Origin of the sequence: Porphyromonas levii DSM 23370, from assembly GCF_000379925.1 — a bacterium.
GTDB classification, from domain to species: domain Bacteria; phylum Bacteroidota; class Bacteroidia; order Bacteroidales; family Porphyromonadaceae; genus Porphyromonas_A; species Porphyromonas_A levii.
The window spans coordinates 58,113-70,802 of the sequence record NZ_KB904203.1; the positions used below are offsets into that span (position 1 = coordinate 58,113).

The window sequence follows — 12,690 nt, forward strand, 5'->3', positions numbered from 1 at the left end:
TTTCTATATTCTCCAAACATTATCGCCAAAATCTATGTCCCTCCCAACACAGCCCCCTTTAGGGGGTTTGGGGGCTTACTTGGCGGCTTAGTGGATATCTAGGGTGCCACCCGAGGAGTTACCTGCGTACTCAGGGGCGTAATAGCTCTGAATTTGGGCAGGACCATAGGTAAAGCGACCACCCTGGCTCGCTACAGCCTCCAGCTCTATTTGGTGGCGACCTCTTGGGAGCCAATCGATATAAAGCCGATCCTCAGCATCTCTGCGGCTGTAGTGCCACCAGAAGCGACCCCCACGCCCGTAACCCTCAAACTGATAACCGAACTCCGAGGTGGCAGGTCTAGGATCAACAAGCATCATGAGACTCAGGTCTTGCTCTGCCTCAATAAGGTAACGGACAATCAGTTTATCCCCTTTCTCCACATGCTCGGCGAGCGCGAAAGTCTGGTTCCCCTCACTATCCACCTGGCGTACAAATATCTGCTTCTCTACCTTTAGTTTATCGCCCGTAGGTGTTGCCTTGGCACTTGGTTCAGTTACCAGGTAACTCAGTCCACCAAAGACATAGTCGCTCTCAATACCGCTCCATGTAACCGACAATTGATCCGACTTGGCAGGATAAGCCATTGTCACGGCACCTGTGAGTCGTTCCTGAGGCGTGAGGTGGTAGTTTTGTCCATTTATCTGAAGTGCTGCATTAGCGAAAATCCTAGTCGGTTTCACCTTGTCCAGAAATACCTCAGCGACATCAAGGATGCCACGATCGTACCAAAGGGTGTTTTGTTTGACCTTAAGGGCAAATGACACTATCCCTTCTTGCACCTCAGCCTCATCCTTCTGTAGGAAAAGCATTAGGGAGAGTTGCTCATCGTCATTAAAAGTAAAGCCACTACGATCTTTAACAAAACGACGCACCTCGGGATAACGAGTCTTCCCTTCGTAGATACGACTATATTCTGCATACCTAATCATGGTGCTATTATCGGTGCTCTGATAGTTTTTTTGCAACCACTCCACCTGCTGCTGCATAGGCTTACCGAAGTCGGGCAGTGGGCGCCCATACTCATGGGCTATCAGTGCATAACCTACAAAGTCATGATAGTAACTTCGCTCCTTACTTAGTTCTCGCTCTAGGAAGCCCATTGAGCGCTCTAGTTGCGCTACTAATTGGGCATCTTTTATAGTCAACCCACCCAGCGATGAAAGAACATAATGGGTGAGCCAAGGTGATGCTTCTCGGTAGAAAGGGCTATAGAAGAAGCCACCAGACTCGATGCTATGGGATAGAATGGTCTGCTCCAATACCGACAATCGCTCCTGGAGCTTTGCCGTATCGGTTATGAACCGATAGAAGTCTGCAAGCGTCTTGGGGTCTGCCATACGGTCAATAGCCGTACTTGGCTTTTGTGCCACCTGTTCGAGCTCACCCGCAGCGTCCCTAAGTTCATCTGCGAACTCAGGATGTTGTGCCAAATACCTCTGGAGACGGCTGTAGACTGCATAGTAATGTACCGCACCAAATAGTCCTAGCTCCTTGACGTCCGTAAGACGATGGGCGAGCGCCAGTTTGCTCAGAAGCAACTGTATAGGATCTAGATAGAGCTGCAACGTGAGCGGTGTGCTCGACAACTCCATCTTGGGCAGAGAGAGGCGCACCTCATCCTGCTTATATGCGGAGATCGGCTGCGCCACTGTATAGGTCGAGAGGTTACTCCTCAGAGGAATCACTCGCTTCACGCCATCCGCCACATCGCCTGCCTGTGCCCTACCCTGCAGCCTCAGTACTTCGCCCTCTGTCGCTTGAATGGCAAATGGAACCGCTACCGTACCATTCGCTGGCACCTCTACAACACCCTCTGTAAGCTGTACAGAGTCATTGGCAATGCTATATCGTGCCGTAAGCGGTTGGTCACCGGTATTCCTCAGCACAGCTTCACCATTGAGCACATCGCCCCAAGTAAGGAAGCGAGGGGTAGACAGCTCTATACTAAGCGGGGTAGACACCTCGAAGGTTGCCTCACCCATCACTTGTTCCTCCAAATTGGTTGTAAAAGCAAATAGCTTCGCGATGTACTTGGTTTGGGTATCTGGAATGGTGAAAGAGAGATCTATCTTGCCCTCCTCATCAGTGACAAGTAGCGCAGAAAAATAGGCAGTCTCCACGAAGTTGGTACGTAAGGGGGTCTCCGATGCAGCTGCACCAGCAGAGCCAACCGTGACAACCTCGTTAAGGACAGCACTCTCCTCCAAAGCCATATTATCGAAAGCCTTGGTGTACATCATCGCTCTAGGCTCTGCCACGATCCATTGTGGTGCAGAGATCAACTCCCAAAACGCGCTTCCTCCTGCGGCATCTGCCACTGCCTTATCGAATACCGTAACGATAACAGGCGCCTTCACAAGGGGTTTCTCCACTTTATCTAATACCCTAATGCTCTTCTTGAAGTCTGCTCCTGGCAGATACTTTTCCTCGAACTTCAATCCCTCAAAGTGCGCCTTCCCCTTTTCTGAATCCGGTTCATCTAGTTCTATGGTCTGAGTCTCCTGTTTCATGTGACGGACAGTCACCAACTCAACCTTTCCTGAAGCTCCCTTAGGCAGTGATAGGCGTTGTAATTGACCAGCCTTTGTCTGTAGCACCCGCTGCTCTACTACTCGCCCCTCTTGCTCCAGATAGTAATAGATGGGATGGTCGTAACTACTACCATAAAGGATGTCGCCCGACGCTATTCGAGTGACCCATAGAAGGTGTTCGCCCACCAATTGCTTATCCTTAGGACTATAGAAATATATTGGCCCCGTTTCCGCTACTTGCTTCACGCCATAACCATCGGTGGTAGATAGCCGCACCCTATAGTTTCCACTAGCCAACTGAGGGAGAGAGAACTCCTGCTCACCCTCTATTGGAAGCGCTCCGAGGTCAATCGTGTCTCGTTCATTGACCAGCTGCGCATAGATATGACGATTATTGAGCTGCCCCAGTAGCCTTTTGGTGTAGGGCTGCTGCTTAGTAGAGAGAGTGAAACGCTCCTTATTCTGCTTATCTCCCTTCAATAACATGTGGGGATCGAGCGGCATATCGGTATCCATTGTAGAGATATACCTTAGTATTTCAGCCGTATTACCAAGCGCATCGGAGGCAGAAAGACGGATATTGTAGCCATATTCAGCAATCTTAGGGGTTGTGATGGTGAATAAGCCATCATCGCCCGACTGCACCTCCACACGTTTGCGGTCTCCATATTCGAGGAGCACCTGAGCAGAGGTAGGGTAGCCATTAAGGTCGGTGGTCTTACCCATGACCACAAGGGGGTGTCCCTTTACATAACCCTTGGGAATACTATCTATCTGCACCGAGAGGTAACTCAATTTGTAATCCTGCACCTCAATAAACTCGGTCCCCATCTTACTACTAATGCGATAGTCCGTTAGGTTGGCATCCTCAGGCAATTGGAAAGTCGTCTCTGCCACCCCTTGGGCATTCGTGGTCACCGTCACTTGGTGCACTGTTACTTTTTCGGCACCTCTGGAGGCTTCGAGAGTAAGCTGTAATGGATAATCAGGCAACGTGTGCTCCCTATCCTGCGCCGATTCAGAGACCACAACGCCCACCTTAACCGTCTGACCTCTACGATAGAGGGGGCGGTCTAGGTAAAAGTTGGCTTGCGTAGTGCGCCCAGCTTCCACCGATTTTGTCTCAGGGAGCTGTGGAACATACGTCGAGAACGATTCAGCAAGGCGATTATCCTCCACGGTCACCATATAGCCCTGCTGCTTCTTTTCGAAAGTAATTCGTCCTAGCTGATCACTTCGTTTGGTCTGCTCACCCCCCTTCGCGACGACCCCTTCCACGGGAGCTCCAGTGGCACGGTCTAGCACATGCAGTTGCACCTTATTATCCTGCGATTCATAAGCATAGATATAGAGCTTATCATACCTCATATAAGCTCCATACCCTCCGTTAGATGCCCCTAGAGCATGGACGTTATAGTAGTAGGGCCCTGGTTTAGGGAGCTGATCCTGCACCTCTAATCGTACTATTCCTTCTGGAATAAGAGCTATCTTCGTTTCCTGTCGGGCCAATTCCCAACCCGAAGGAAAAATACCAAAGACTTTAACCTTGAGCACTCCCGTGGCAGTATTCAGATCCTTTGCCTCTATGATTACCTTCTTAGCCCCGAAGCAATCATCAAAAATACTTTGCCCCTCAGAAGCATAGGGCGTGGTCATAAGACCAGCCAAAATCCCCTCAGCTCTTTGTTTTAGTGGGGGCATTAGGCGAAGCCACTCTTGGTCGGCATCGGTCACTTTCTCCGCCGATAGTTTTTCCTCAATAGGTTCAAGGGTTGTGGTATACTCTTCCTGAAGCAGCAGTAAGTCGATCAGCGTGCCCTCAGCCTGCGCACCAAAATGAGAACGGTACGTGCCATATTCCTCCACCGAATAGCCCTCACGCAAGATAAAGAGTGCCTCGGGGTAGTAGCCCTCCTGCAGTGCTGCCTCTATCTCCGCCCTAAAGAGCTTCTTGATAGTCTCCGATTCGCGTGCAAAAGCACTGGCGACACGCAGCAGGTTACCATAAATAGTCTCGCCCTCTAGTAGGACGAAGCCCCAACGCTCCACTCTCCCTTGGCGGGCGAGGTCACCGCTCTGAGCCATGCGTAGTACTGTTCGCTGTAAGAAAAGGCGCCCGAGGAGCGCTTCTGCCTCTTTGTCGGTCTTCTCCCTACTCCACAAGAGGGTGTCTTGTCGCTCATCATTGGAGGCATCGTACTCCTCCAGATGGCGCCAGTAATTATTATACAGGCGTCCCAACGCCCTCATCTCCTCCGTCACCGTAATCTGCTGTTGCTTCATCTTCTGTTCCCTTCCCAAAAGAGGCAATAATACCAACCCCAACAATAGGATCGCAACGACCCATTTACCTACTCTTGCCCTCATGTTTTGCGTGCTCTATCTCCACCTCGGTAGCACCTAAGCGAAGCGCCTCAGCGTAGTCCTTTTCCGACTCCTTAGGTTCTCCATAGCTCCTCCATATAGTACCACGAAGTAAATAATTATCCTTATCGACGTCCTTCAGTTCGTTCATCACATAACGCACCTTATCGAGCGCTTCCGACTTACGGTTTTGCCTGAGCAGCAACCACCCCATCGCTCTATAAGCATTGGGAATCTTGGGATAACGCTCTATCAACTGACTCAAGAGCTTCTCCGCCTCCAGTGCTCGTTCAGCCTTTTGGTACGCCTCTGCCAGTGCAATTCGAGGCAGATACGCATCGGGATTGATACTCATAATCTTCTCCAGATCCACAATCGCCCCCTCATAGAGCCCAAGTGTAGACCTCACCCTAGCTCTATTAAATAATGGGATCTCCCAAGTCGGTTGCTGGCGAATCAGTTCGTCTAAATCAAGAAGAGCCTCATTGTACTTCCCTAGTTCCTCATACACCGCTGCGCGCCTCGACCTCAGCTGTGTGACCTGAGGCTGTTGCCGAATCGCCTCGGACAGCTCTGCGAGTGCCGAAGTAGTATCTTGGCGTGCCAATAGAAGCTCCGCAAGATTGCCCCTCAGTATGAAGTTGGTCGGTTCCTCAGGGAATTGCGCCAACGCCTGCCGCAACGTTAACTCTGCGCTATCAGGCTTCGCCGCCTCATAATACTCATAATAGCGCTGCACCAATGTTTGATATTCCTTGGGGATAGAGTCCTGTGCTTGTAGCCCCAATGCTGAGCACATTATGATTAATGTGCCCCATACGAAGTTCCTCATAATCTTTGCTCTCAACGGCTCCTAGAGCCTGTACTTACTCTCCTCCTCCTCATTGAGGATGCTCAGGTAGCTCTTGTACCGAGAGGCAGGTATCTTACCCTCGGCTATAGCCCTACGCACTGCACAATCTGGCTCGTGAGTGTGCGTACAATCGCCATAATAACAAGCCTTCCCCACCTCGAATATCTCTCGGAAGTAGTGACCGACCTCCTCTCGTTCGAACTCAATGGTACCAAACCCCTTAATACCTGGGGTATCAATCAGATAAGTGCCCTTTTGTGACCCAAAAGGTATCATCTCAGAGAAGGTGGTGGTATGTACCCCAGTATTATTTTGCTCCGAAATAGCCTGTGTCCGAAGATGTGCCTCAGGGACTAATGCATTGATAAAAGTCGACTTGCCCACCCCGGAGTGCCCACTAATAAGGGTAACCCCCTCGGAGATGTAGGTTCTGAGCTCCTCTAACCCAATTCCCTCCTTTGCCGATATCACAAAACAGCGGTAGCCCAAATGTTCATAGGTATGCAGCAACTCATTGAGCTTTTGTCGCTCACGGTCGGTATACCGATCTACTTTATTGAAGACCAAAGCGGTCTCCACCCTATACGCCTCGGCAGTAGCGAGATAGCGGTCGATAAATGTAGTAGATGTAACGGGATAATTGATGGTCACCAAGAGCAATGACCTATCAAGATTAGCCCCTATGATATGGGACTGCTTGGAAAGATTGGACGAACGACGGATAATATAATTGCGTCGTGGGTGTATGTTGGTTATCCACGACATCTGCTCGCCCTCGTCCGTAGCGGGCAGCTCAAAGTCAACAACATCACCTACAGCTACAGGGTTGGTGGTACGGATACCGTTAAGTTTGAAACTTCCCTTCAACTTGCAGTTGTACGATTCTCCCGTCTCCACCTTTACGAGGTAGAAACTCCCGGTATTCTGCACCACCAATCCCGTATTTGCCATAGGTCTTATACCGTCATGATCTCCTTCTCCTTTGCGGCGAAGAGCTCTTCTACTTTCTTTATATAGGTGTCGTGGAGCTTCTGAACATCAGCTTCACCACCCTTAGATACATCCTCAGGCATACCCTCCTTAATTTGTTTTTTAAGCGTGTCGATAGCATCACGGCGACCATTGCGGATACTCACCTTTGCCTGCTCAACCTCAGCCTTCACCTGCTTAGCGAGGTCACGACGTCGATCCTCGGTAAGTGGTGGCATGCTAATGCGAATCAACTCCCCATTATTCTCAGGCATAATACCTAGGTCAGAATCAATAATCGCCTTCTCCACATCACGAATCAGGTTCTTCTCCCAAGGCGTCACAATAATAGTCTTGGCATCAGGCACTGACACATTGGCAACATTGCTCAGTGGTGTAGGATTGCCATAATACATCACGCGGATATCATCTAGAAGTTTAGGGTTGGCTTTACCTGCACGGATCTTCGCCAGTTTCTCCTCGAGAAAGACGATGGTTTCATTCATCGCACTCTTCGTCTCCTTCAGTATCGTTGCTAAATCTTTCATGTCTAAAATGTCTCTATAGTTATAACTTTATCACAAAGATAGAGAAAAAGAAGGCACTAAGCAAAATTTAGCGCACTCTTTATGCCTTTGCAACACACGTCAACTAATAATAAGGCATTACAAAGAAGTCTCTTCAGGATAACACCAACCTACATATACTGGCGAGGCTGTTTATATTTTTTGTTTATTAGAAATATTTTGTACCTTTGGCGCAGACTTGGCAGTGTTACTGCCGGAATATAATGAGTTAGATTCAGTATAATATGATACACCAGAGTGTACAGATGATGGGTATGATGATGCGAATGTCTATGATAATGTTCGCCGATACGTTGTACCCCAAAGAGTCCATTCTGATAGTGTAGTATAATATTTATTTATCATAAAGACTGCTGGTACGACGACAGACGTGCCAGCAGTCTTTCTTTTTATCTGGAATCATGTATTAACGACTTAATAATTATCAACCATGAGTAAACAAAGTAATTCTTTCGAAACCCTAGCTCTGCATGCAGGCTACAATCCGAGTGATGACCAATTTGGATCTGTTGCAGTGCCGCTTTACGACAATACTGCATATGTCTATAGAGATAGCCAATATGCCGCGGATGTCTACGCTCTCAAAGAGGGAGGGCTCATATACACACGGCTCAATAATCCTACTACAGATATATTGGAGAGGAGACTTGCCGCAGTAGAGGGGGGCGTAGCATCTCTTGCTACATCATGCGGACAAGCTTCTATCTCCACTACCCTCCTTTCCCTTCTTAAAAGTGGCGATCATATTGTAGCTAGCGAAAGCCTCTACGGTGGCACATTTAACCTCCTAAATAGTACCCTCCCTCGCTTTGGTATCCATACGACTTTCACTAATGTGCACGACTTAGACCAGGTACGCAAGGCCATTACACCTGAGACAAAGCTGATACTAGCGGAGGTATTAGGCAATCCTAAGCTCGACTTGGTCGATATTTCTGCCCTGAGTGCTGTCGCACACGAGCATGGTCTACCCCTTTTTGTGGATAACACCTGTACTGTAGGGCTTTATCGTCCACTCCTCGAAGGTGCTGATGTGGAATTCTTGTCTCTTACTAAGCTTGTTTCAGGCAATGGCACAACCTTAGGTGGAGCTATTATCGATGCGGGTAGATATGATTGGGGCAATGGTCGGTTCCCTGATCTTTCTGAGCCAAGTGCATCGTACCATGGACTTACGTTTAGCGACGCTTTTGGCAATCACGCACTCATCGTATGGCTTCGAGCTGTAGGGCTGAGGGATATTGGCACATGTATTAGCCCTTATAATTCTGCACAGATCATTAAAGGTTTGGAAACTCTTTCCCTCCGTGTGGCGCGTGCCTCTGAGAACGCATTGAATCTTGCTAAGTGGCTGGAGACTCATCCATTAGTGGCGTGGGTTAGATACCCTAAGCTAGGGAGCCATGAACACTATGACTTGGCAAATAAGCAATTGAAAAAGGGTGGTGGCGTATTACTTACTTTTGCGCCAAAGGGAGGTTATGAAGTTGCTAAACGATTGGCAGAGCGAACCGATCTATTTAAGCTAGTGGCGAATATTGGAGACTCCAAATCTATTTTAATTCATCCAGCCAGCACCACACACGCCCAGCTTACTAAGAAGGAGCGTAACAGCATAGGCGTGAGTGATGACCTAATACGTCTCTCTATCGGACTAGAGGAGGTTGAGGATCTTAAAGCGGATCTAAACGCAGCACTTAAAATAGCTCAGAATATATGAGTCTCTCCTACTTATACATCCCTCTCTTCATTACCCACAAGGGCGTAGAGCTACCAGAGGTGGAGCTAAGCTATGAGTTAGCTGGTCAACCTCTGGGTGAAGCTCCTGTAGTCTTGGTATGCCACGCCCTCACAGGTAATTCTTCTGTGGCTGGACCAAGAGGTTGGTGGGCGAGTTTGATTGGGGAGGGCAAAGCTATAGATACCACAGTGTACACCATCCTTAGTTTCAATATCCCGGGGAATTGCTACGATGGGCGTGTGCTGTACGACTTCGACACATTTGATGTAAAAGATGTGGCTCGGCTGTTTATCCTCGGAACGAAGCATCTAGGCATCACAGAGCTAGAGTTGGTGATTGGTGCAAGCTTAGGAGGAGGTCTAGCATGGCAAATCGGAGCTCTTATCTCCGACCAGTGTCGTTACTTAATCCCAATTGCCTCCCACTACAGAACCAATGACTGGTTGCTTGCACAGACAGAAGTCCAACACCTCCTTCTAGAAGGTTCTCACCCTTTGGAGCATGCCCGCATACATGCTATGCTTTGCTATCGTACCCCTTGGTCGTTGGATCATCGATTTGGCGGATCAAAGCTAGAGGATGGCACGCCCAAAGTAATAGATTGGTTGCACTATCATGGACGGGTACTCGCAGAGCGTTTTCAGCTGCATGCCTATCGAGTAATGACGTACCTCACAAGTACGATAGGGGTAGCAGACAATGCGGAAGCACTGAAGCCCCTTCGAGAAAAGGTACACATTGTGAGCATAGATAGCGACCTTTTGTTTCCTCATTACTTAGGTAAGGAGACTGCTGAAGCTATAGGAGCGACGCTCCATACAATTCACTCAGAGCATGGGCACGATGCCTTTTTGATGGATTATGACCAGCTCTCCAAGATTATTAAAGAGATATTTGCATGATAGTAATGAAGTTTGGCGGGCAATTGCTCGCAGATAGAGCAGGACTAGATCGCACTATAGAATTAATCAGCGACAGCCTCCATCAAGGAGAGCAGCCGGTCGTAGTCCTTTCGGCTAGGGGCAATACCACTGACTTACTACTAGATATCATCCAGTTAGCACTGAGTAGTAAGCCTTTTGAGTCTGAATGGGAAACTCTCGTGGAGGAGATACTTAATGGAAGTAGCTTCCGTTTTGACAACGATTTAGCAGACCTTCTGAAGCTCTTTGAAAGCATCTCGTGTCTCAGGGAGTGTACTCCAGTGGTGCAAGATAGAGTACTCTCCTATGGGGAACTTCTGACGGTTAAGCTCGTAGCACACGAATTAAGACAACAGGGGATAGAGGCACTTCCAATTGACTCCGGAGACTTCATCATTACTACTGATCAACATGGAGATGCTACTATCCTTTCAGAGTCTGAGCGACTAGCTCAGCAGTACTTTAGCCGTTTAGGCGTTGCTGTCTTACCCGTAGTAACTGGCTTTATAGGTCGAACCAGACAGGGCAAACGAACCACTGTTGGGCGTAATGGGAGCAATTATACTGCAACTTGGTTGGGAAGCGCACTAGGGGCAAAGCGAATAGAGATTTATACTCCTCTAGATGGTATCTATACCGCCAATCCCAACCTTGTACTAGAAGCACAAAAGATTAGTCATCTGTCTTATTCTGAGGCGACAGAACTAGCGCAGTATGGTGCTGAGATTCTCCACCACCAGACGATTGATCCTCTAATCAACAAAAAGATTCCTTTGGAGATTCGCAATAGTTATAGCCCACTAGGTATTCATCAGAGGGGTACGCTCATCACCTCGACAGAAGATGTACAGGGCAATGGCAGCGTGAGGGCACTGGCTACTCAGAAAGGCAAGAGTCTAATTCGCTTTGAAGGACATGAGATGATGGGGCGCTCTGGAATAGATGCTCGTATCTTCGGGGCATTGAGCAAAGCCGGGGTGAGTGTTAGTCTCGTATCTCAGGGTAGCTCGGAGCGAGGAATTGGGATAGTATTGGATATCGCTGAGACTGAGAGAGCCATAGCGGCGCTCAATGATGCGTTTGCACAAGAGATAACAGCGGGGATTACCTACCCTGTGAAAGCGACAAGAGATCAAGCTGTGGTGGCACTGATAGGCGTACCACTCTCACAATTTGACAAACCCTATAGCGCCCTTGTGCGACACGGCATTGTACCAAAACTCATCAATATCGCCATTCCTAGCAACACCCTATGTCTGCTAATAGATGAGAAGGAGGTGCCCCTTGCCCTCAACGTAATGCACGGTGTGCTTTTTGATAAAGAACGAAAAATACACCTTGCAGTTGTAGGGCACGGTACTGTAGGAGGTGCTCTTCTCGATCAGATCGTATCCCAACGTGAGGAGTTGAAGCGTAGAAAGGGGTTAGATATTACGGTATTCGCTATAGGCAATTCCCGTAGACTATGGTTTACCAAAGGCGATATAGATGCGACCTGGCGTGAACAGATAGCACAAGCGGAGCCTATGGAGGATGCAGTAAGCGCCATCATTAGATATGCGAAAAAAGAACACCTCGAAAATCTCATCTTTGTCGATAACACTTCCTCCACTCCTATCTCAGAACGGTATACCGAACTAGTGCAGGCAGGGTTTGACCTAGTAAGCTCTAATAAAGTGAGCAATGTGCAGTCCTACGAGGGCTACTTGGCATTGAGAAGGGTGCTTAGCCAGCATAGAAAAAGCTACCGATACGAAACTAATGTGGGGGCAGGTTTGCCTCTTATCGACTACCTCAAACTACTGCACCTCTCGGGAGATCGGATTACCTCAATACGTGGTTTATTTAGTGGGTCTCTTGGGTACATATTCAATGCGCTCAGCGAGGGACGTGCTTTTAGCGAAGTACTAAAAGAAGCTGTAAACAAAGGGTATACCGAACCTGACCCACGTATTGATCTTAGCGGTATCGATGTAGCACGGAAGGTACTGATCCTTGCAAGAGAACTAGACCTCTCTGCCGAACTTGATGAAGTAGAGATACAAAACCTCGTGCCTCCAGTACTACAAAGCAAAACAACTGACGAGATGTGGTCGCAAATCACGGTTTTCGAGTCGCATATAGCAGAAATCTCAAAGGTTGCGGAGGGGGAGGTAGTCCGGTATGTAGGTACCCTGATGATGCCTAATGGAAATGAGCCAGCACACCTTTTCTGTGGTTTGGAGCGACTGCCTAACAATAGTACTTTTGGTCAAGTCCGAGGGGCAGACGGTTGTTTTGAAATCTACACAGAGAACTACGGCTCTCTCCCCATCGTCATTAGAGGAGCTGGTGCAGGCGCTGCTGTGACTGCCCAAGGGGTCTTTAGTGATATCCTGCGTACTGCTGAAGCCCACATCACTTAGTGTGCAGAGTCAAGTAAATCAGAGTGCCGTAGTCAATAGACCAGAAAAACCTCAGACACATAAGGTCAACTATCTAGTTAAATAGTCTCCGAAAATGGTCAACTAAACTAGGGCGAGCCAGTACCGCAGGGGCGAAAAATCGTTCACCCCTACCCGTTGACCGCTCTATATATACCCCATGACCATTTAATATATACTAATTGCTGCAATTAATATATACTAATTACCCAATTTAATATATACTAAATACGCCATTTAGTATATATTAAATGGT

The 12,690-nt window shown here is 48.3% G+C and carries 7 protein-coding genes; 3 read left to right on the forward strand and 4 right to left on the reverse strand.

Going from position 1 to position 12,690, the window contains the following annotated elements; genetic code table 11:
• Nucleotides 1-87 precede the first annotated feature (87 nt).
• The 4 genes from A3GG_RS0100255 to frr are packed head-to-tail and all read right to left on the reverse strand — an operon-like array spanning nt 88 to nt 7,266.
• Nucleotides 88-4,941: an alpha-2-macroglobulin family protein gene (locus A3GG_RS0100255; RefSeq protein WP_026215496.1), complete on the reverse strand. Its 4,854-nt coding sequence runs from the start codon at nt 4,939-4,941 to the stop codon at nt 88-90.
• The gene (locus tag A3GG_RS0100260) at nt 4,922-5,770 is read right to left on the reverse strand and encodes a tetratricopeptide repeat protein (protein WP_156808619.1); all 849 of its coding nucleotides are present in this window, start codon (nt 5,768-5,770) and stop codon (nt 4,922-4,924) included. The genes A3GG_RS0100255 and A3GG_RS0100260 overlap by 20 nt, the downstream gene beginning before the upstream one ends.
• Before the next feature lie 21 nt (nt 5,771-5,791).
• Entirely contained in the window at nt 5,792-6,742 is a 951-nt protein-coding gene (rsgA, locus tag A3GG_RS0100265) for a ribosome small subunit-dependent GTPase A (RefSeq protein ID WP_018357343.1), read from the reverse strand.
• Nucleotides 6,743-6,747: 5 nt separating this feature from the next.
• Nucleotides 6,748-7,266: a ribosome recycling factor gene (frr, locus tag A3GG_RS0100270; RefSeq protein WP_394365976.1), complete on the reverse strand. Its 519-nt coding sequence runs from the start codon at nt 7,264-7,266 to the stop codon at nt 6,748-6,750.
• 511 nt (nt 7,267-7,777) lie between these two features.
• Between frr and A3GG_RS0100280 the strand changes: the two genes are divergently transcribed.
• Genes A3GG_RS0100280 through A3GG_RS0100290 form a run of 3 tightly spaced genes read left to right on the forward strand, consistent with a single transcriptional unit; the run spans nt 7,778 to nt 12,416 of the window.
• The gene (locus A3GG_RS0100280) at nt 7,778-9,067 is read left to right on the forward strand and encodes an O-acetylhomoserine aminocarboxypropyltransferase/cysteine synthase family protein (RefSeq protein WP_018357346.1); all 1,290 of its coding nucleotides are present in this window, start codon (nt 7,778-7,780) and stop codon (nt 9,065-9,067) included.
• Nucleotides 9,064-9,990 carry an alpha/beta fold hydrolase gene (locus A3GG_RS0100285; protein ID WP_018357347.1) on the forward strand — a complete coding sequence of 309 codons (927 nt, stop codon included), beginning with the start codon at nt 9,064-9,066 and terminating at the stop codon, nt 9,988-9,990. The genes A3GG_RS0100280 and A3GG_RS0100285 overlap by 4 nt, the downstream gene beginning before the upstream one ends.
• Nucleotides 9,987-12,416 carry an aspartate kinase gene (locus A3GG_RS0100290; RefSeq protein ID WP_018357348.1) on the forward strand — a complete coding sequence of 810 codons (2,430 nt, stop codon included), beginning with the start codon at nt 9,987-9,989 and terminating at the stop codon, nt 12,414-12,416. The genes A3GG_RS0100285 and A3GG_RS0100290 overlap by 4 nt, the downstream gene beginning before the upstream one ends.
• Nucleotides 12,417-12,690 lie beyond the last annotated feature (274 nt).